This is a genomic window from Streptococcus sp. SN-1 (assembly GCF_041154385.1).
Classification (GTDB): domain Bacteria; phylum Bacillota; class Bacilli; order Lactobacillales; family Streptococcaceae; genus Streptococcus; species Streptococcus mitis_CT.
Map to the genome: position 1 here is coordinate 1,301,814 of NZ_AP028929.1, position 19,699 is coordinate 1,321,512.

Annotated in this window: 19 protein-coding genes and 3 pseudogenes; 7 read left to right on the forward strand and 15 right to left on the reverse strand. The window is 40.0% G+C overall.

The features are described 5' to 3' along the window. Positions 1-95: 95 nt before the first annotated feature. Positions 96-2,063, reverse strand: coding sequence for a peptide ABC transporter substrate-binding protein (locus ACAM22_RS05830; protein ID WP_077805000.1), 1,968 nt, complete (start codon positions 2,061-2,063; stop codon positions 96-98). A 22-nt stretch (positions 2,064-2,085) separates the two neighbouring features. After that, on the reverse strand, positions 2,086-3,108 hold the full coding sequence (locus ACAM22_RS05835; protein ID WP_153226070.1) for a branched-chain amino acid aminotransferase: 1,023 nt from the start codon (positions 3,106-3,108) through the stop codon (positions 2,086-2,088). Positions 3,109-3,416: 308 nt separating this feature from the next. Here ACAM22_RS05835 and ACAM22_RS05840 point away from each other — a divergent pair. Next, a pseudogene (locus tag ACAM22_RS05840) lies at positions 3,417-3,665 on the forward strand (IS630 transposase-related protein); the annotation flags it as partial. A 202-nt stretch (positions 3,666-3,867) separates the two neighbouring features. Continuing rightward, a pseudogene (locus ACAM22_RS05845) lies at positions 3,868-4,002 on the forward strand (hypothetical protein); the annotation flags it as partial. A 22-nt stretch (positions 4,003-4,024) separates the two neighbouring features. On the opposite strand, the gene ACAM22_RS05850 reads toward ACAM22_RS05845, so the two are convergent. From ACAM22_RS05850 to ACAM22_RS05870, 5 genes are all read right to left on the reverse strand, one after another. Next, the gene (locus ACAM22_RS05850; protein WP_369606501.1) at positions 4,025-5,191 is read right to left on the reverse strand and encodes an acetyl-CoA carboxylase biotin carboxylase subunit family protein; all 1,167 of its coding nucleotides are present in this window, start codon (positions 5,189-5,191) and stop codon (positions 4,025-4,027) included. A 12-nt stretch (positions 5,192-5,203) separates the two neighbouring features. Then, the gene (locus ACAM22_RS05855; RefSeq protein WP_000546817.1) at positions 5,204-5,944 is read right to left on the reverse strand and encodes an esterase family protein; all 741 of its coding nucleotides are present in this window, start codon (positions 5,942-5,944) and stop codon (positions 5,204-5,206) included. A gap of 20 nt (positions 5,945-5,964) precedes the next feature. After that, the gene (locus ACAM22_RS05860) at positions 5,965-6,789 is read right to left on the reverse strand and encodes an alpha/beta hydrolase (protein ID WP_060805693.1); all 825 of its coding nucleotides are present in this window, start codon (positions 6,787-6,789) and stop codon (positions 5,965-5,967) included. Positions 6,790-6,925: 136 nt separating this feature from the next. Next, a complete protein-coding gene (gene thiI / locus ACAM22_RS05865; RefSeq protein ID WP_261043786.1) occupies positions 6,926-8,140 on the reverse strand; it encodes a tRNA uracil 4-sulfurtransferase ThiI in 1,215 nt (404 codons plus the stop codon). Positions 8,141-8,148: 8 nt separating this feature from the next. Beyond that, entirely contained in the window at positions 8,149-9,291 is a 1,143-nt protein-coding gene (locus ACAM22_RS05870; protein WP_261050167.1) for a cysteine desulfurase family protein, read from the reverse strand. Between the two features lie 138 nt (positions 9,292-9,429). On the opposite strand from ACAM22_RS05870, the gene ACAM22_RS05875 reads away from it, so the two are divergent. Continuing rightward, positions 9,430-9,861, forward strand: a complete 432-nt coding sequence (locus tag ACAM22_RS05875; protein ID WP_261050168.1) for a DUF6556 family protein — start codon at positions 9,430-9,432, stop codon at positions 9,859-9,861. 25 nt (positions 9,862-9,886) lie between these two features. Here the strand turns inward: ACAM22_RS05875 and ACAM22_RS05880 are convergent. The 8 genes and pseudogenes from ACAM22_RS05880 to glmU all read right to left on the reverse strand — a co-directional run. Further along, positions 9,887-10,148: pseudogene (locus ACAM22_RS05880) on the reverse strand (IS5/IS1182 family transposase); the annotation flags it as partial. 342 nt (positions 10,149-10,490) lie between these two features. Continuing rightward, positions 10,491-12,254 carry a glycerophosphodiester phosphodiesterase gene (locus tag ACAM22_RS05885; RefSeq protein ID WP_261050170.1) on the reverse strand — a complete coding sequence of 588 codons (1,764 nt, stop codon included), beginning with the start codon at positions 12,252-12,254 and terminating at the stop codon, positions 10,491-10,493. An 8-nt stretch (positions 12,255-12,262) separates the two neighbouring features. Further along, entirely contained in the window at positions 12,263-12,853 is a 591-nt protein-coding gene (locus tag ACAM22_RS05890; RefSeq protein ID WP_261050172.1) for a 3'-5' exonuclease, read from the reverse strand. Between the two features lie 204 nt (positions 12,854-13,057). Beyond that, entirely contained in the window at positions 13,058-13,549 is a 492-nt protein-coding gene (rocS, locus tag ACAM22_RS05895; RefSeq protein ID WP_000021242.1) for a chromosome segregation protein RocS, read from the reverse strand. A 76-nt stretch (positions 13,550-13,625) separates the two neighbouring features. Continuing rightward, a complete protein-coding gene (locus ACAM22_RS05900; protein WP_261050174.1) occupies positions 13,626-14,318 on the reverse strand; it encodes a 5'-methylthioadenosine/adenosylhomocysteine nucleosidase in 693 nt (230 codons plus the stop codon). 16 nt (positions 14,319-14,334) lie between these two features. Next, positions 14,335-14,646, reverse strand: coding sequence for a cell wall synthase accessory phosphoprotein MacP (gene macP, locus ACAM22_RS05905; RefSeq protein WP_369606502.1), 312 nt, complete (start codon positions 14,644-14,646; stop codon positions 14,335-14,337). An 11-nt stretch (positions 14,647-14,657) separates the two neighbouring features. Beyond that, positions 14,658-15,203, reverse strand: a complete 546-nt coding sequence (locus ACAM22_RS05910) for an NUDIX hydrolase (protein WP_369606503.1) — start codon at positions 15,201-15,203, stop codon at positions 14,658-14,660. A 9-nt stretch (positions 15,204-15,212) separates the two neighbouring features. After that, a complete protein-coding gene (glmU, locus tag ACAM22_RS05915; RefSeq protein WP_369606504.1) occupies positions 15,213-16,592 on the reverse strand; it encodes a bifunctional UDP-N-acetylglucosamine diphosphorylase/glucosamine-1-phosphate N-acetyltransferase GlmU in 1,380 nt (459 codons plus the stop codon). A 155-nt stretch (positions 16,593-16,747) separates the two neighbouring features. Here glmU and ACAM22_RS05920 point away from each other — a divergent pair, with 155 nt between their 5' ends. From ACAM22_RS05920 to ACAM22_RS05935, 4 genes are all read left to right on the forward strand, one after another. Then, positions 16,748-17,548 carry a GH25 family lysozyme gene (locus ACAM22_RS05920; protein WP_369606505.1) on the forward strand — a complete coding sequence of 267 codons (801 nt, stop codon included), beginning with the start codon at positions 16,748-16,750 and terminating at the stop codon, positions 17,546-17,548. Between the two features lie 94 nt (positions 17,549-17,642). Then, positions 17,643-18,485: a DUF368 domain-containing protein gene (locus tag ACAM22_RS05925; protein ID WP_023937375.1), complete on the forward strand. Its 843-nt coding sequence runs from the start codon at positions 17,643-17,645 to the stop codon at positions 18,483-18,485. Continuing rightward, positions 18,485-18,964 carry an aminoacyl-tRNA deacylase gene (locus ACAM22_RS05930; protein ID WP_001085896.1) on the forward strand — a complete coding sequence of 160 codons (480 nt, stop codon included), beginning with the start codon at positions 18,485-18,487 and terminating at the stop codon, positions 18,962-18,964. The genes ACAM22_RS05925 and ACAM22_RS05930 overlap by 1 nt, the downstream gene beginning before the upstream one ends. Continuing rightward, on the forward strand, positions 18,964-19,581 hold the full coding sequence (locus tag ACAM22_RS05935) for a histidine phosphatase family protein (protein WP_369606506.1): 618 nt from the start codon (positions 18,964-18,966) through the stop codon (positions 19,579-19,581). The genes ACAM22_RS05930 and ACAM22_RS05935 overlap by 1 nt, the downstream gene beginning before the upstream one ends. Positions 19,582-19,699 lie beyond the last annotated feature (118 nt).

Here is a 19,699-nt window from a genome sequence, read left to right on the forward strand (position 1 = left end):
CATACCTCTCTTCACTTTTTCTATTTTACAAGAAAATCCTAAAACTAGCAAGAAAAAACTCTATATCAGGCTTGTCTGATATAGAGTTTTATGCTTTATTTAATGTGTTTTTCTAGTTCTTTTTGGTACTTACCATTTGATTCCAATTTTTCTTTTTGCCATTTTTTCAGTGCTTCTTCATATTCTTTTGTCGTAACGATATCTTTTTGCAATTTCATTCCTTTAAAGATATATGGGTCACCTTTAATACCAACTTGTGAGTACGGTTTTGAGAATGGCACGACATTACTTACAACTGGAGAACCACCAGATGAAGCTGTTGGCATCAATAATGAACTATCTGTCAACCAAGCTTGAGCCTTGGCATATTTTTCATAGCGCTCTTCAAGATTTGTAGTTTCTGAATCGGCATCATCCAATAATTTCTTATACTGGTCCAAACCAAGTTTCGCTACGACATCCTTATCTTTCCCTTTAGTGATACCGAGGTGCTTCATGGCAGAACCTGATTTAGGATCCATGATATTCAAGTAAGATGCTGGGTCTTGATAACTTGGAGCCCATCCTGTACTGTTCAAATCATAATCTTTTTGAGAAGGAACACGCGCTTGAGAAGTGATTGTTTCCTTTTCATTATCTGTCATTTGAAGAACATCAATGACAACATTTTCAGCACCAAGAGTTGATTCGATAGACTGTTTGAAAGAGTTGCTTTGTTGAACGGCGATGGTATCTGTTTGTTCAACTGGGACATCCAAGTGAATTGGGAAGCTTACCCCTTTAGATTCCAAGTCTTTCTTAGCTTTTTCAAATGCTGCTTTAGCCTTGTCAGGGTTGTAGATAGAATCCTTACCATCCACTAACTCAACGCCTTTCCATTGGTCACCATAGTTCACCAACTCAGCTTGAGCGATTTGACCAAAGTTTTTACCCCCTGCTTGTACAAAGTTGTCAGGAACAAGGCTGTTACGAATAATCTTGTCCGCACCGTCTTCACCATTTAGCTGGGCAGCATAAGAATGGCGGTTGAAGGCAAAGTTGATAGCCTGACGGAAGTCCTTATTAAGCATAGCTTCTTTTGTAGAAGTCTTTTGCTCTTCACTTGTTTTCGCAGTTTTATTATATGACTGACGATTTACGTTAAAGGTGAAGTAATAACTACTTGAATCCTGTGGGCTATAGGTGATTTTATCTCCGTATTGTTCCAAAGTTGAAGCAAAGTTTGAGCTACTTGGGAAGAGACGGGCTGTCGTATAGGCACCTGAAGAGAAGCTACGAATCAAGGATTCCTGATCAGAACCATCGTAGTAGGTCAATTTGATTTTCTCTATTTTTACCTTTTCTTTATCCCAGTAGTTTGGATTTTTCTCGTATTCGATTAACGATTTAGAAGTCAAGGTCTTCAAGATATAAGGACCATTGTAAAGAATCCCTGCTGGAGTAACTGCTCCATAATCTTTACCTGATGCCTTCAAAAACTCTTCATTTACAGGCAACATCGTCGCTGTTGTGACTTTAGAGTTCCAGAAGCTTTCTGGTTTGTTTAAGGTATATTCAACTGTATAATCGTCCAAGGCCTTAACACCAACTGTAGAGAAATCATTGGTCTCACCAGTCATGTAGGCATCCAAACCCTTAATTGAATTTTGGATGAGCGAGACACCGTCTGACTTACCATCAGCTACATGTTTCAATCCTGTTACAAAGTCATGGGCTGTTACTTCTGCATATTCTTCACCTTCAGAAGTGTACCATTTAACTCCTTTACGAAGTTTGTAGGTATAAGTCAAACCATCTTTTGACACAGACCAATCCTCAGCCAAGGAAGGAATAACATTTCCGTATTGGTCGTTTTCCATCAAGCCATCAACCACGTTCCCGATGACATCTGTTGTAGATGTACGAGTCGCTATACTATAGTCCAAAGATGCTGGATCTACTGCATAGACATATGAAAATGTTGTCGGTGCATCTGCTTCTTTATCAGCTTTTCCACAAGCCACTAAAAGAGCTGTTGTGCTCAGGACCACTCCTGCTGTTAAGAGCCACTTTTTCGATTTCATCAAAAATCTCCTTTTGTTTGTTTTAATCTACTTTTACAATCCAACCTTCTGGCGCTTCAATATCACCAAACTGAATACCTGTCAATTCATCATAGAGTTTACGAGTCACAGGGCCAACTTCTGTTTCACTATAGAATACATGGAAATCATCGCCGTGCTGAATTCCACCAATTGGCGAAATAACTGCTGCTGTACCACAGGCACCTGCCTCTACAAAACGGTCAAGGTTATCAATTGGGACATCTCCCTCAATAGGAGTCAAGCCCAAGCGGTGTTCTGCCAAATAAAGCAAAGAATACTTAGTAATAGATGGCAAGATAGATGGACTCAATGGTGTTACAAACTCATTGTCAGCTGTAATTCCAAAGAAGTTAGCTGAACCGACTTCTTCAATCTTTGTATGAGTTGAAGGGTCTAGATAGATAACATCTGAGAAATGACGTGACTTGGCCAATTTCCCTGGCAAGAGACTGGCAGCATAGTTCCCACCAACTTTAGCTGCACCTGTACCATTTGGCGCTGCACGGTCGTATTCATCCTGAATTAAGAAGTTGGTTGGGACCAAACCACCCTTAAAGTAATTTCCAACTGGCATAGCAAAGATGGTGAAAATGTATTCCTCTGCTGGTTTAACCCCGATAATATCTCCAACACCAATCAAAAGTGGACGAAGATAAAGGGTTCCACCTGTTCCATATGGTGGTACGTATTCTTCATTCGCGCGGACAACTGCCTTACAAGCTTCTACAAACATGTCTGTCGGAACTTGTGGCATCAAGAGACGATTACAAGTACGTTGCAGACGTTTAGCATTTTCGTCAGGACGGAAAAGTTGAACACTGCCATCCTTAGTACGGTAAGCTTTCAAACCTTCAAAGGCTTGTTGACCATAGTGAAGACTTGGAGAAGACTCTGAAATATGCAAGGTTGCATCTTCTGTAAGTTCTCCTTGATTCCATTGTCCATTTTTAAAATGAGCAATATAGCGATAAGGTAATTTCATATAGGAGAAACCAAGGTTTTCCCAATCAATCGTTACTGTCATATTCCACTCCTTATTCTAAAAACCTATTTCTTATATTCTACACTTTTTTTCTAAAATAGCAAGTATATTTTGTAATTTTCAGAAAATTTCTTCAATAAAAAGAATCTAAGGTATCTGTCGTAATGAATCCTATATGGAGATTGCATAAAAGACTCAAATTATTCTTCTATCTCGTTTAGTAAAATCTATTCAATAACTGAACTTATTTTTGACATACATAGAGCCCGTACATTAATATTAGTAACCTGTTTCGACAGAAATATGACAAAATGAACTAAAGATAGTACACAATGTGGTGCAGTCATCTTATGCCATATTCAATAGATTTACGTAAAAAAAGTTCTCGCCTATTGTAAGCGAATAGGTAGTATAACAGAAACATCACACGTTTTCCAAATCTCACGTAATATCATTATCTAAAAGAGAAAATAGGTGATCTAAACCATCAAGTAAAAGGAACAAAACCAAGAAAAGTTGATAGAGATAGACTTAAAAACTATCTTACTGAGAATCCAGACGCTTATTTGACTGAAATAGCTTCTGAATTTGGCTGTCATCAACTATAGCGTATTGAATCTAGAATAGCACATTACGGTTGCTAAAACATTTCTAGAAAAAATTGACTTTCTCAATCACTTCGTTCACATCTTATTTCAATCTACTATACTATCCACTATGCTCTCAAAGCTATGGGATACATTCGAAAAAAAGAATCACACCTACTATGAATAAGCCCCAGAAAAAGTAGCTTTATTTCTTATTCCTCCCCACTCACCTGAGTACAATCTTATTGAGAAAACCTGGGCTCATATTAAAAAGCACCTCAAAAATTGTCCTACTCTTGTGTCAATCCGCTGTGTTTCTCATAAAAAAACAAAAGGACTAAGGGAGTGAATTTCCTTAATCCGATAGTCTCTCAAGCCTGACGCTGACCAAAGTCCTTAATCATCTGATCCATTTCTTGTCGACTCGGAGTTGTCAACATATACAGGTAATCTCCTTGAAGTTCCGCAAAGGCCGCTGGCATGATTTTTTTAACCTTGAACTGCTGGCTATATTTGTCAAGCAAGTCCTCCTCAGAATAGACATAGTGAGCATTTGCACGGCGAGAAGTAGCCAAACAATACTGCGGTTCAAAATCTGACGCTGGGAACTCTTCTCCCGCGACAATAGCTGCATAGCCACGATAGAGGTCCAAGGAATGAGCAAAGTTATAAACATCAATGGTAAAACCACCTGCAGGACGGTTATTGTACTCAATGGCAATGTAGTCGTCCCCTTCACGGAAGAACTCAATATGGAAGAACCGTTCTTTCATACCAAATTCTTTGACAATGGCCTCACCATATTTACGTAATTTAGGATCCATATCCTTGAGAACGTAATAAGAATTGTCCATCTTGTAAATCATGAGATCCAGCGGTGTATAGGCATAGTCGAAAGTCGTTGAAAAGACAATCTTGCCATCCTTGTCCACAAGTCCGTCAAAGGTGCAAATTTCGCTGGAAGTGACAAATTTTTCAAAGAAATAAACGGTCGAATGATCCCATTCTTGCTTGAAGTGATTGATATCGTCTTCTGTTTCAAGCTTAAAGGTTGCGGCTGCTCCCACTCCATTATCAGGTTTGGCAATCATTGGAAGACCGATTTCGTTCACAGCTTGATCCACATCTGCTTCCGTCTTGATAACAGCTCCAGGGACTACAGGGACACCAGCTTTTTTGAAAAGCTTCTTCATTTCAGACTTATATTTCGTCTTTTTGAGATCCTCTGGTTTGGCACCAAAAACATTGAATTGCTCACGAAGACTTGCATCTAACTCAAGCCAGTATTCATTATGAGATTCGATGCGGTCGATAGGACCATGTTTATAAAAGAGAAAAGCAACTGCACGTTTGACTTCGTCTATGTTCTCAAGATTATCAACACGGAAATACTCGGTCAGGCTATTGCGCAAGGGCTCATCCAGTTGCTCGTAAGGTTCCTGACCAATTCCCAAGACGGTGATACCTTTATTGGCAAGTTCGATGGTAAACTGTTGAAAGTTTTGCGGATAGTAGGGAGAAATAACAAGGTAATTCATAGGTAACTCCTTTTATAAATAGAGATTTCCAAGGAAATAAGGCATTTGTTTGCGCCACCATTCCCAGTCGTGGGCGACATCGTGTCCCCATTCAGCAAACCAGGCTGGAATTTGTTTCTGGTCAAAGGCTTCTTTAAGCTTGTAGAAGGATGGCAAGCCATCTTGTTCCCAGGCACCGAGACCCGTACAAAGCACAATCTCTGCCTGACGATAACGGTCAATAAACCAGCCGTCGTTCTGGTTCCAGATATAATCTACTGGCGAGTTTTGGTAAATGGCATCGTCATTGTAGTAATCGCCGACAAAGAAACGTGCATCGTAAACACCACTAAGAGCAATCACCTTGGTAAAGACATCTGGATGTTGGAGAAAAAAGTTGACTGCATGGTAGGCGCCCATGGAGCAACCTGTCGTCATCATACCATCAAACCAACCTGTCTTATGCTTGATAAAAGGAATGGCCTCCTCAATCACATAGCGCTCGTAGGCACGATGCATCTCCGCTTGGTCGTGACCGTTTTTCCAAGTGGCCAACCAGCTCTCACTGTCTACACTGGATAGGGTAAAGAACTGAACACGGCCTTCCTCGATAAAGGAAGCACAAGCATCAATCATGCCAAAATCATAGTATTCATTGTGACTACCACCTGATGAAGCAAAGACCACAACTGGAATCCCAGCATGACCATAACGGTTAAGGTACATTTCACGGTTAAGATTGCCACTCCAGTGGCTAAGGTTTTCAATATGCATTGGCCTTCTCCTTTTCTAACTTACCATTTCTCTGCAAAAAATCTCAGACAGTCTGGTAAATTTTCCGACCAAGGGATTTCACTATGGATGGCACCAGACTGAACTTTTAAGACAAGATTGCCCAAGTGTACTCCCCCTGCTACCAAATCATGGTAATAGCGAAGAGACGAATCGATATAGGCTTGTTTGATATTACCTGCCATCAGGGTCTTGTCCGTATCATCTGCTTCTTCTGTTCCAACATAGATAAAGATACGCTGGTCAGGCGATAGTTTCTTGCGCTCGATATAACGATTAAAGGCTTCTTGATGGAGCCAGTTGGCAGATGAAAAGACCCCTAGACAGCCAATTTGGTCTTGGTATTCCAAACCGATAAACTGGGTAATATTGCCTCCTAGTGAAGACCCAATCATAGCCGTATGCTGGCGATCAGCTTTGGTACGGTAGGTCTCATCGATAAATGGCTTGACCACCTCCATAACAAACTCGGCATACTCCACACCCTTACCGCCAAACTGCTGCCCTGGGATAGGAGATTCTTGGAATTTCCATGCCGCATACTCATTCATCCGCCCCATGCCATCATTATCAATGGCTACGACAATCATGCGACTGATATCAGGATTACGCTTAATAGCTGGTATAATCTTCCATGAATGGCCAATGAAAGACTCCTTGCTATAAAAAACATTTTGCCCGTCATGAAAGTAAATAACAGGATAGGAACGATTCGTGTCTTTCTCATAATCTTTAGGCAGAAGAACACGCACACGGCGCTCCTTACCTGTATAAGGAACCTTAAGCTTGTGTTCTTTCATTTTTAGATAAAAGTAGGATTGATTCATTGTCAGAAAACTCTCTATATTCAAAATTTTATTTTATTATATCACAATTATAGAAAAAAAGTTAGTTTTGCTTCCACTTTTGGAATTAAAAACTAACTTTTTCATCTATTTTTCTAAATTCTTCTGGATTTTCTGATTAGAGAAGATTGTCAATCAAGTCATCCACTTCATCTTTTTCAGCCTGCGGTGTAATCTCAGTAATCATGATTCCAGCCACAGCTCGTTCAACCAAAGCTTCAACATCCATACGCGCTTCGTACTGCTCCGCATTCTTAATCTTAGGATTAGTCTTTGGACGATCTGGCGCAAAAATGGTACAACAGTCTTCAAAAGGCTGGATAGAAATGTCAAAGGTGTCAATTTCCTGAGCAATGTCAATGATTTCCAACTTATCCATTGTCACAACTGGACGGATGATAGGAGTGTTGGTAACTGCATTGATAGCCTGCATGCTTTCGAGGGTTTGGCTGGCTACTTGACCAAGACTTTCCCCATTGATGATAACTAAACCATTTCGTACCTCACGAATACGATCGGTAATCCGCATCATAAAACGACGCGTCAAGGTCATAAGGTAGGCTTCTGGCGCTTTGGCCTTGATTTCCTCTTGAATCTCTGTGAAAGGCACTTCGATAAACTGGATATTGCCCCCAAACTTGGTCAATTTACGAGTCAAATCTTGGGCTTTTTTAAGGGCTCCAGGACTGGTGTAGGGTGGGCTGGCAAAGTGAACTGCCTCGATATCCACCCCACGTTTCAGTGCAAGATAACCTGCTACAGGTGAGTCAATCCCTCCTGACAACATGAGCATCCCTTTACCTGAAGTTCCAACTGGCAAACCACCAGCCCCACGAATGGTTTCATAAGAAAGATAGGCTGCTTCTTCACGTATCTCCACCTGAAGATTGATGTCAGGACTTTTCATTTGAGCTTGCACATTTGGAATAGCTTCAAAAACAGCACCTCCAAGGGTTTGGTTGAGTTCACGACTGTCGAGTTCAAAGTTGTGGTCGCTACGCTTGCTAGAAATCTTAAAGGTCATGCCTTCCTTGTAGATGTCCTGCATAATCTCTTGCACAGAAGACTTCAGAACTTCTACAGATTTTTCAATCTTATAAACAGGGGAAAAGTTTTGAATCCCAAATACTTGTTTGAGCGATTCTGCTACTGCTGTGTAATCTGCTCCATTGAGGTAAGCGTGGGCACGGTCGCGATCTGCCGTTACCTTAACTTGGGGATAGATAGACAAAACGTCTGAAATATTATTGCGAAGTTTATTGATGAAACGCATACGGTTTTTGCCCTTTGTTGACAGCTCACCGTAGCGAATCATAATTTCTGAATATTGCATGAATGCTCCTATCTTACTTTTCTAGTTTGATTGTAAATCAATTTTAACTTGGTCAAAAACTGCTCGACCTGACTCATATCATTTTCAAGGTCTAGGCTAAGACGCACAGCTGACTGAGCCTTATCCTTGTCCACTCCCATGGCAATCAGGGTTCCTGCAGGTTTCCCAGCCTTGGACGAACAAGCAGAGGTCGTTGAGATAAAAATATCATAGTCTTCAAAGGCGTGAACGATGACTTCACCACGAACACCCTTGATTCCAAAAGTCAGAATATGAGGGGCGAAGTCTTCCTCATCCGAAAAGACAAAAATATCTGGATAGTCCAGAAGTGCTTGACGAATTACTGACTTCATCTGCCCAGTCTTGCTCCTAAAGATATCTAGCTTTTCCATAGACAAGCGGAGAGCCTTGGCAGTCGCTGCAATTCCTGCCACATTTTCAGTTGTCGAACGGTAATCACGTTCCTGACCACCACCTGTTAAAAGAGGCGTAATCTTCTTGCCAGACTTGATATAGACAAAACCAACACCACGAACTCCGTGGAACTTGTGACTAGAAAAAGTCGCGAAATCCACTCGTTCTGTCAGATACTTTTCAGTCGGAATCTTGGCAAGTGCCTGAACCGCATCAACGTGGAAGGAAATAGTCGGCTTGTCTGCTAACAGTTCTGAAATAGCCTCAATGGGCTGAACAGAGCCAATTTCATTGTTCACTGCCATGATGGAAACGAGGTTCGTATCTGGTCGTATCAAATCTGCTAGCGCCTCAACATCGACAAATCCTTTCTCATCTACTGGAGCCAAATCCACTTCAAAACCTTGAGATTTCAACCAAAGAGCTGATTCCTTGACTGCTGGATGTTCAATGGCTGATACGATGATGTGCTTGCCAAACTGGGCTTTTTCAAAGGCCACACCCTTGATGACCCAGTTATCTCCTTCTGTCCCACCAGAAGTAAAGAAGATTTCATCGCTTTTCTTACCTATTAAATTTGCAATCTGTTGGCGAGAAGCATCTAAGATTCGTGTTGCCTGGTCTCCCAAACCATGGAGACTAGATGGATTTCCTAAAATTTTTGAAGCGACCTGCATATAAGTTTCAAGGGCTTCAGGATAAGGCTTGGTCGTCGCCGAATTATCAAAGTAAATCATGTTTTCTCACGCTTTCTAAAATCACTCCTTCTATTGTATCATGAAACGGAGCCTGCGACAAGAAAGGGCAATTCCTCTTTTTTTAAGATTTTTTTAAAGAAATGCGGTATAATAAGTTTTAATCAAAGGAGAGAATGCATGTCTAATTATCGTAGAACTTCAAAACCAAAAACAGAACACATCAAAAAAGGCTTCACGGTCTTTCAAAAAACCGTTGCTACTATCGGTAGTATCCTTGGCTTGATTACTGCGACTATCACGATCATGAACGCCTTGGATAATAATAAAAATACTAAAAAAGAACCTACGACAAGCCAGACCACAACCATTGTCAAAGAAATTCAAAAGGAATCCCCTAAGGAAAACACCAGTCCCAATAAGGAAAATAACACTTCTCAAGAAAAAATACAGCAAGAAGAAACGCCAAAATCCAGCGTCAAGGAGGAGAAAAAAGAAGAGCAGAAAACAGCAACTCAGGACTCTACTACACCTGCTCTAAGTAAACCTACCACTGAAAATGAAAAACAGTCCAATACTCCAACTTCAGAAAATAAAAGCAATCCTCAGTAAGCACATGGTCTAAGAAAAAATCAACTCAAAAATAAAACTGCGCAGTAACTTCTGTCTTGACCACAATCAAGCCAAAAAGAGACTGTGTTTTTGTATAATTGATGTTTTAGATGCTAGATTCTTGACCAATTTTGTGAGATTCATACTCATAAAGATGAATCCTAGCTATGTTATGTCAGCTTATTTATTTCTAACATAAACTCTGCACATGCCAACAATACTCTCTCATCTGCCCCAAAAGGGGAAACATCCATTTTCTGTTTGACATAAATTCGAAAGCCTTCTTCACGCAGAAGTTAGTAACCCTTTTACATCTGACATAAATAACCTAGTTCAACCACTTCATAGGCATTACTTCCTGTTTTATTCTTATTTCATACTCTTCGAAAATCTCTTCAAACCACGTCAGCATCACCTTACCGTACGTATGTTACTGACTTCGTCAGTTTTATTTGCAACCTCAAAGTTGTACTTTGAGCAACCTGCGGCCAGCTTCCTAGTTTGCTCTTTGATTTTCATTGAGTATCAATTATAAACCATGGCATAATAAAACGAGCATATCCAACTGATACATCGCTCGTTTTTTTACTATTTTAGAGGTGAATTTTTGATCAACCTCTTTTTGCTTACTAAAAATTAAAGAATTCCATGGCCTGTTTGAAAAGCAATTCAGTATACTCAGGGTCTTCTTGGGCAATGGTAACTTGATCTTGAATCATTTCCAAGTCATCCGTTATCATGCCATCAGCTCCTAACTGAACAGATTTATCAAAGGACTCTGAACTATTGATGGTCCACACGTACAATTTCTGATCGGTATTCCAAAGCTTGTTGACAAAATTTTCATCTAAAGTTGAATACTCCATGGTATAACCTGTAGCCTTGGTTCTTGGAAAAATACTATTATAAGGTAGGATGAAATAGACTGGAATTTGAGAATCGTAGGCTAGCACCTGGTCAATCACATGGTAGTCTAAGGATTGCATTTGGTGACCATTTTGCTTGATGATACTTCCATATTTTTCCATAAAGCGTTTCATCATATCTGGGCTATCTTTTCGACTGGTTTTAATCTCAATGAGGAGTTTTTGATGCAATTCATTGGCTTTATTGAGATAATCATCAAAACTAGACACCTTGCTATGATAACCATTTTCTGAAATATTTAGTTTAGTTAATTCTTCCAAAGTTAAATCTTGGGGATTGGCATTGACTCCTGTCAGATTCTTGATATTGGCATCATGCATCATGACAAACTGGCCATCTTTTGTTTCCTGAACATCTGTCTCAACGAAATCTGGAGATAACTGAGCGGTTTTTTCTAGTGATTGGACGGTATTTTGAACACCATTTTTATCTGAAACACCGCGATGAGAGATAATTAAAGGTTTATGTGAAACTGGAGCTTCTAAATAAACATAACCCTCAAGAGCGAAAAAGATACAAGCACAGCCCATCACTCCCCATCTCATCCAGTGATCTTTCTTTCTCCTTGGTGTGATTTCTAGTTCTTCTCCCGTTAAGAAGGAAACAAACTTAATGAGAAAGTAAGTCAAGGCTATATAGTGGAAATTCTTTATCAAGACAAAGTTGATAATTCCCAGAACAAGAGATTCCTTATGGGTCAGACCATCCATCAGTGTCTGACTTGCTAGGATTGGAATCAACAGAAGAATGAAAAATAGGTAGGTTTTGACGACAATCCAAAGCAAGTTCCAAGTATAAAACCAGGAGTGCTTTCTTGTCTTCTCTAGACTGTATCTGACAGCTTCTTTGACTGTTTTTTTCTCAAATAAAAGCTGAGGTAGGGCAAACATGAAACGTACTGAAATGTAAAACAGTATCAAGGCAAGAATAGTAACCACTATACCTACAAGCCAATACTTGTCTTCCACATAATCAACGATAAAGTCCGGAATGACAATTTTATTGAGATAGTAAATCTTTAAAATCTTTCGAATCAATGGAAAAAGCATCATGACATAAAAGAAGATAAAGGCCATTTTGGAAATCGTCACTTGTCTCATAAATAAGAAACTTTGGCGAAAGACCTTGCGACTATACTCCAGCAGAGTTCTCTTTTCATGATAGAGGAGGTGTCGAGCTCCGATAAAGAGAAGTCCTATCTGGTAATAGGCGATCAGTAAATTAACGATTACCAGAACAAATAAAGCAAGACTAACAAAGGGTGAGCCCGTTATAATGGCAAAAATATTGTTGTAGGAAAGAAAGAGATAACCTGTCTGACGGAGTAAAAGTCCGGCAATCCAAGAATTAAGTGGTAACCAGACAAACTCAATCATCATGAATATCAAGAAAAAGAGAAAGAGAATTTTATCTAGATTAAAGTAGATTTTCCTAAAACCTAGATTTTTAGGTTTTTCAGGTTTCATAGGCACTCCTAGTCAAATAATTGAGACAAGTCCAAGCCACCAAAAGGATTATTTGATAGACTACTTTCTGTCCCTAACAATTCTCTAGCTTGATCCGACTCTATAAAGGACTCGTAAACACGCGCTGTCATACGAGCATCTTCTAAGCTATTATGGGACTGACCTTGAAATCCAAGAAATGAGGCAACAGTTTGCAATTTGAGATTGGCAATACCATGTAAATCCGAACTCCGACGTTCAAAAGCTTCATCATACAAATCCACCTTGTACTGCTGGCTGTAGTCTAAACCATGCTCTGCTAGAATAGGCAAATCACTTTTAGCAGCATTGTATCCAACCATCGGCAAAGAACCCACAAACTCTTGGAAATCTTTGATGACTTTCTCCACTGGAGGAGCATCTTTTAAGGTCTCAGCTGTAATCCCCGTCAATCCATTGATAAAACTCTTTAGAGGCACACTAGTATGGACATAGGAATCATAGGCGTCAATTTCCTGACCATCTCTAAAACGCACTGCCGATACTTGAATCAAGTGTGTTTGTCCTTCATGCTGATTAAATTCTAAGTCAAAAGCAATGTAATCTTCTAATCGTTCCATTTTCTACCTCTCCTATACTGTTATTTTATACTCTTCGAAAATCAAATTCAAACCACGTCAACGTCGCCTTGCCGTACTCAAGTACAGCCTACGGCTAGTTTCCTAGTTTGCTCTTTGATTTTCATTGAGTATTACTTGAGCAACTATACTATTTAGAAACAAAAGAAGCCATCAGGTTAGCATTTAACCTAAACAGCTCCTTGATTATCCTCCAAATAAACGAGCAAAAAAGCCTTTCTTAGTGGATTGGACTTCTTCTTTTGCTTGGTCCAGCTCTAGCTTGAGATTTTCTTGATCCTTCATGGCTTGAAGAGTCAATTGTTGCTGCTGATCGAGTTGTTTGTCTTTCTCAGCAATCTGACGGTCTTTGATGCGCATCTGCTCATCTTTTTCTGATAACTGACGATCCTTGGCTTTTAATTGTTCATAGAGACGGAGAATTTCTGCATTCTTCTCATCAACTAGAATCTCCATCAGTTCACGCTGCTTGACATCTTCACTGACAGGCTCATCTTCAAAAATCGTTTTTTTATAGATTTCTTCTAGCTTAATCAAGCCACTTCTGGTAACGACTGTTACCCCTTTGTCATTTTTATCTGTGTCTTCTTCTGGTAATTCTTTGACACGGTTATTGATTGCTTGGCGAGATAATCCTAAGACCTCTGCAATCTCACTGACGGTCATTTCAATACTCATAATATCCTCTGAAACGTTTTCTAGCTTTTCTTTACTTAAATCTTATCATAAGCTAGAAAAACTGTCAAATTTTCGCTTAATTTAAGGCCTTCAAAAAGGCTAATAAGACTTGGGCAGAGCGACATCCAGCTTCGATAATAAACTCATCAAAAGAGATGTTTGCTTCATGGTTGGCATTATCACTCATAGCTCGGATGACTAAGACTGGAAGATTAAGGGCATGAGCTGCCTGAGCAATCGCTGCCCCCTCCATCTCCACGGCTAAAACATCTGGGAAATGAGACTTAATCGCTTCTATCTTATCATTTCCTGCAACAAAACTATCTCCTGTGGCAATCAAACCAAGATGCCCGTTTTGATCCAATTGAGATAGACTCTTTTGGATTTTGGCAACAAAGTTTTTATCTGATTCGAAATAAAGCGGTTGTTGCGCCATTTGCCCATAAGCATAGCCAAAAGCTGTGACATCCACATCATGATAGGCTAATTTGTCGGCAATCACAACATCCCCAACAGCAATACCTTCTGCTACTGCCCCAGCAGATCCCGTATTAATCAAAGCGTCTACCTGGAAATGATCAGCTAAAATCGCCACACTCATAGCAGACATGACCTTACCAATTCCGCTCTCTACGAGAACGACTTCATGCGAGGCAATGCTTCCTGTATGATAGGTATTGCCTAAAACAACTTGCTCCTGGGCATTTTCTAGATGCTGGACCAGATAAGCCAGTTCTTCTGGCATAGCCGCAATAATTCCAATTTTCATTTCAATTCCTTTTCTATTACAAAAGTTTCATTGCTAAGACAAGCAAAATCAAGAGAAAGGTGACTGCAAATAAGATTTTATTCAGTTTAGAATTGAAGACATTTCTCTTGGTATTTTCAATGCGACGGCTTTTATGAATAGACGGTTCGACCTGAATCTTCAAGGTTTCCTGGCTAAAACCATAATCCTTAGGATTAGCATAACCAAAACGGGAAGAAGAGGTTGGTAAAATCTTGGTTTCCTCGTCATCAAGAAAAGGGGGACCCGAAATTTTTTCGCCTCTATTAGCTCTTTCAATCATTTCATCCGTTAATAAAGGTTTACCCATACTGACCTCCTCTATTTTTTGTGCAATTCCCAATATTGAACAGCCATAATTGTCTTGGCATCACAAATATGACCTGATTGGATTAATTCCTTAGCTTCTTCTAGGCTCACTTCAAGGACTTCCAAGATCTCATCTTCATCCTGGGGACGCGGATTTTCCACCTTTGTCAAATCGCTAGCTCGGTATAGTTTCAACTTTTCATTACAAAAGCCAATAGCTGAATAAAAGTCATACAAGAGTTCTAACTTCCCTGTATAGGCTGTTTCTTCCTCCAGTTCACGCAGAGCTGCTGCCACAGGGTCTGTATTTTCTCCTACTTCCAATTTCCCAGCTGGAATTTCGTAAGAGACTGCCTCAATGGCTTTGCGGTACTGCTTGACCAAGATAAGTTTTTGCTCATCCGTTACAGCTAAAACACAGACAGCTCCATTGTGGAAAATCAAATCCCGTTGGGCAGTTCCCTTGCCTTCTGGTAATTCAACCTGATCTTGAACCAGTTTAAATATTGGTCCTTGATAGATTTCTTTTCGGCTAAGCGTTTTTTCTTCAAATTCCATGATAGACTCCTACTGATTCTTAGGATGATGAGGAAGGCGTGTTGCATATTCGTCTTTATTGACCTGACGACCACGACCAATAGCAATAGCATCCGCTGGAACGTCTTTAGTAATGGTTGAACCAGCACCAACGAGGGAATTGTCACCTAACTCAACTGGCGCAATAATGGTTGAATTTGAACCAACAAAGACATTGTTACCAATGACTGTCTTGTATTTGTTTTTGCCGTCATAGTTGACTGTAATGGTTCCAGCACCAAAGTTAACATGGTTACCCACTTCACAGTTTCCGATATAAGTCAAATGACCAGCCTTGGTATTCTCGCCGATTGAAGAACCTTTCACCTCAACAAAGTTTCCAATATGAACTTGGGCACCCAGACTTGAACCTGGACGAATGTGGGCGTAAGGACCGACTGTTACACCGTCTGCAACACTACTTTCCTCAATCATAGAATTGGTAATGACAGCTCCTGCTCCGATAGTGCTATCCACCACATAAGTACCGTTTGTCAAAACAGTCTCAGCACCAATTTTTGTTTGCCCCTTCAAGGTAACATTGGCTTCGATTTGAACTTCAGGAGCAATCTCAACATCAATATCGATATAAGTTGCTTCTGGATTGACAAAGCTAACACCATTGACCATGTGTTGATGATTGATGCGACGACGCATGACTGACTCAGCTGTCGCAAGTGCCACACGGTCATTTACCCCAAGACTTTCATCAAAATCTTTCAAAGTATAAGCGCCAACTTTTTCACCAGCTTCACGGAAAATGCCAATGACATCTGTAATATAGTATTCGCCTTGAGCGTTGTTGGTATTGATATTTTTCAAAGCCTCAAACAAACGCTCGTTGTCAAAAACGTAAGTTCCAGTGTTGATTTCCTTGATTTGCTTTTCAAAATCTGTAGCATCCTTCTGCTCAACAATGCGAAGAACCTCTGCATTATCATTACGAACAATTCGTCCATAGCCAAAAGGATTGTCCGTTTCAGCAGTCAAGATAGTCGCCACATTTTTATGATTGATGTGGAAATCAATCAAGTTTTTCAAGCTTTCACCTGTGATTAAAGGAGTATCCCCTGCGATGACCAAGGTGTGACCAGACAAACCTTCTAGAATAGGCTCTGTCATCATAACTGCATGACCGGTACCTAACTGTTCAGATTGAGTCACAAATTCTGTCTGTCCAGCCAAGACCTCTTCAACCAATTCCGCCTTGTGTCCTACAACTGTTACTGTCTTTTCAGGTTGGATAGCTCCCACACTACGGAAAACATGTTCCAACATAGAAATACCCGCAACCTTGTGCAAAACTTTTGGCAAATCAGATTTCATGCGAGTCCCTTTACCCGCTGCTAAAATAATGGCATAATTTGACATAATCTTCTCTTTTCTCTAGAAATTCCCTTTTATTATACCATATTTCAAATCATTCCGCGCTCTTGAATGAAAAAATGCTCCAAAGTCCCTTCCTTAACCCATTTTTTGAGTATTTTTTTTGATTTTTTTTCATTTTTAAGGTAAAATTATGAGATATGAGAAAGAAAATTAATCCGCTTATTTTGTTTGGTTTTTTTGGGATTATGATTTTCATTTTAATCCTGAATCGCCCTCGTTTTGAGGACCATCCTGTAAAAACAAAGTCAAATATCGCGCAAGTAGAATCGCAAGCGCTACATAATATAGATAAACCGGTGATTGATGTTTCTGGTTGGCAGCGTCCTGAGGAAATAAATTACGATACTCTGTCTCAAAATATTTCTGGAGCTATCGTTCGCGTCCATAGTGGTGCTCAGTCTTCAAAAGAAAACGATGCTTCCTATGTTAATGGTGTTGATAAGGCCTTTAAAACCCATATCACTGAGTTTCAAAAACGAAATGTCCCAGTTGGTGTCTATGCCTATGTAGCCGGAAAAAATGTCCAGGAGATGGAAAAAGCTGCTGAAGTTTTTTATAACGCTTCATCGCCATACAGCCCTAGTTACTATTGGCTAGACGTGGAAGATAAAACCATGTCCAATATGAACGAAGGTGTTGAAGCCTTTCGAGCAAAACTAGAATCACTTGGTGCAAAAAATATCGGCATCTACGTTGGGGTCTACTTCATGGAAGAACACAGTATTGATACAGACAAGTTTACCTCTGTTTGGATTCCTTCATACGGTTCAAATACTGGATTTTTCGAAAGCAAACCTAATACGGACTTAGATTACGACATCCACCAGTACACTTCTAAAGGAAAAATTGCTGGCTTTGACCACGATTTGGATATCAACGTCATTTCTTCCTTAAAAAACAAAGAAGAAACCTTTCGAAAACTCTTTTTAAAACCTTAAAAGCATTTGTTTAGCATTTGCTTTTTCTTTTTGTGTTTGATTGTGATACAATATAGTAAGGATTTTTTGAAATAGAAATAGTTGGAGGAAAAATATGCTCTCATGGTTAGCACGCCTTATTAAAGGGATTGTGATTGCTCTTGGTTTTATCCTACCGGGAATTTCCGGAGGGGTTCTAGCAGCAATCTTAGGAATTTATGAACGGATGATTGGCTTTCTGGCCCATCCCTTTAAAGACTTTAAAGAAAATGTTTTGTACTTTATTCCAGTTGCCATCGGTATGCTTCTGGGAATCGGCTTATTTTCTTACCCGATTGAATACCTACTTGAAAATTATCAGGTCTTTGTCTTATGGAGCTTTGCGGGCGCCATCATTGGTACAGTTCCTAGCCTCCTCAAAGAATCAACTCGAGAATCTGACCGAGACAAGATTGATTTGGCTTGGTTCTGGGCAACCTTTATCATTTCTGGACTAGGACTCTATGCCTTAAATTTTGTCGTTGGAACCTTAAGTGCCAGCTTTCTTAATTTCGTCCTAGCTGGTGCACTGCTGGCTCTTGGCGTATTAGTTCCTGGCCTCAGTCCATCAAATCTACTTTTGATTTTAGGCCTCTATGCTCCCATGTTGACTGGTTTTAAAACCTTTGACCTCTTGGGAACCTTCTTCCCGATTGGAATCGGAGCAGGTGCAACTCTCATCATTTTTTCAAAATTGATGGATTATGCCTTAAATAACTACCACTCACGCGTCTATCATTTTATCATCGGTATCGTCCTATCAAGTACCCTTTTGATCTTGATTCCAAATGCAGGAAACGCTGAAAGCATCCAATACACAGGCCTTTCACTTGTTGGATATGTCATCATCGCCTTCTTCTTTGCACTGGGAATCTGGCTTGGTATTTGGATGAGCCAATTGGAGGATAAGTATAAATAATGGCAAAAAAAGTTAAAATCAAAAAAACATTGGTGGAACAAATCCTATCTAAAGCAGGTATCCCACATCAGGGGATTCAAATCAATGCCCTAGAAGGAGAGCTTCCTCAAGGTTATGAACGAGATCAGATTTTCAAAACCTTGGCGCTTCTGGGAGACAAGACAGGACCGATTATCGGAATTGTTCCTATCACTAAACACTTGTCTGAAAAGAAACTAGCCAAAATTTCTGGCAATAAAAAAGTGAGCATGATTCCACAAAAAGACTTGGAAAAAACAACTGGTTACATTCATGGAGCCAATAATCCCGTCGGAATTCGTCAGAAACACAATTACCCCATTTTTATCGATAAGATCGCTCTAGACTTGGATCAAATGATTGTCTCTGCTGGGGAAGTTGGTCACAGCATTATCGTCGCTCCACAAGAATTGGCCAGCTTTGTAAAGGCCGACTTTGCAGATATCTTGGAGGACAAGTAATGAAACTCTACTTTGTCCGCCACGGTCGTACCCTCTGGAACCAAGAAGGACGCTTTCAAGGTGCTAGTGGAGATTCTCCCCTTCTTCCTGAATCTATTGACACTCTAAAACGACTTGGCCAGTATCTCAAGGAAATTCCTTTTGATCAGATTTATTCAAGTGATTTACCTCGAGCGGTCAAATCTGCTGAGATTATCCAAAGTCAACTCCAGACCCCCTGTCCTTTAGAAAGTGTTTCTAATCTCCGTGAATGGCAGCTGGGGAAGTTGGAAGGTTTGAAAATTGCAACCTTGGAAGCTATTTACCCGCAACAAATCAAAGCTTTCCGATCTAATCTTGCTCAATTTGACACTCAAATGTTCGGAGCTGAATCCCTCTATAGCACAACCCAACGGACCATCCAATTTATCAAATCACTCAAAGATAGTCCGGCTAAACGTATTCTAATTGTCGGACACGGCGCCAATCTTACTGCCAGTCTTCGTACTCTTCTAGGATATAAAGAACCACTTCTTCGTAAAGATGGCGGTCTAGCAAATGCCAGCCTGACAATTCTAGAAACCCATGATTTTGAAACATTCACTCTCAATACTTGGAATGATACTTCCTATCAATAACAGAACTTGATTTTAGTGTCAAGTTCTTTTTAGTTTTTAAAGATTATCCGTGAATTTCTTGGATATTTATGATAAAATGGGAGTATCGCAAAAAATGACTCATCGTATTCAATTTTGA

Coding starts and splice junctions, on each gene's coding strand:
- ACAM22_RS05830 (WP_077805000.1), bottom strand. CDS start 2,063: ATGAAATCGAAAAAGTGGCTCTTAACAGCAGGAGTGGTCCTGAGCACA.
- macP (WP_369606502.1), bottom strand. CDS start 14,646: ATGGGTAAACCTTTATTAACGGATGAAATGATTGAAAGAGCTAATAGA.
- ACAM22_RS05920 (WP_369606505.1), top strand. CDS start 16,748: ATGAGAAAGAAAATTAATCCGCTTATTTTGTTTGGTTTTTTTGGGATT.
- ACAM22_RS05930 (WP_001085896.1), top strand. CDS start 18,485: ATGGCAAAAAAAGTTAAAATCAAAAAAACATTGGTGGAACAAATCCTA.
- ACAM22_RS05900 (WP_261050174.1), bottom strand. CDS start 14,318: ATGAAAATTGGAATTATTGCGGCTATGCCAGAAGAACTGGCTTATCTG.
- thiI (WP_261043786.1), bottom strand. CDS start 8,140: ATGCAATATTCAGAAATTATGATTCGCTACGGTGAGCTGTCAACAAAG.
- ACAM22_RS05870 (WP_261050167.1), bottom strand. CDS start 9,291: ATGATTTACTTTGATAATTCGGCGACGACCAAGCCTTATCCTGAAGCC.
- ACAM22_RS05885 (WP_261050170.1), bottom strand. CDS start 12,254: ATGAAACCTGAAAAACCTAAAAATCTAGGTTTTAGGAAAATCTACTTT.
- ACAM22_RS05875 (WP_261050168.1), top strand. CDS start 9,430: ATGTCTAATTATCGTAGAACTTCAAAACCAAAAACAGAACACATCAAA.
- ACAM22_RS05925 (WP_023937375.1), top strand. CDS start 17,643: ATGCTCTCATGGTTAGCACGCCTTATTAAAGGGATTGTGATTGCTCTT.
- glmU (WP_369606504.1), bottom strand. CDS start 16,592: ATGTCAAATTATGCCATTATTTTAGCAGCGGGTAAAGGGACTCGCATG.
- ACAM22_RS05855 (WP_000546817.1), bottom strand. CDS start 5,944: ATGCATATTGAAAACCTTAGCCACTGGAGTGGCAATCTTAACCGTGAA.
- ACAM22_RS05935 (WP_369606506.1), top strand. CDS start 18,964: ATGAAACTCTACTTTGTCCGCCACGGTCGTACCCTCTGGAACCAAGAA.
- ACAM22_RS05890 (WP_261050172.1), bottom strand. CDS start 12,853: ATGGAACGATTAGAAGATTACATTGCTTTTGACTTAGAATTTAATCAG.
- ACAM22_RS05860 (WP_060805693.1), bottom strand. CDS start 6,789: ATGAATCAATCCTACTTTTATCTAAAAATGAAAGAACACAAGCTTAAG.
- ACAM22_RS05835 (WP_153226070.1), bottom strand. CDS start 3,108: ATGACAGTAACGATTGATTGGGAAAACCTTGGTTTCTCCTATATGAAA.
- rocS (WP_000021242.1), bottom strand. CDS start 13,549: ATGAGTATTGAAATGACCGTCAGTGAGATTGCAGAGGTCTTAGGATTA.
- ACAM22_RS05910 (WP_369606503.1), bottom strand. CDS start 15,203: ATGGAATTTGAAGAAAAAACGCTTAGCCGAAAAGAAATCTATCAAGGA.
- ACAM22_RS05850 (WP_369606501.1), bottom strand. CDS start 5,191: ATGAATTACCTTGTTATTTCTCCCTACTATCCGCAAAACTTTCAACAG.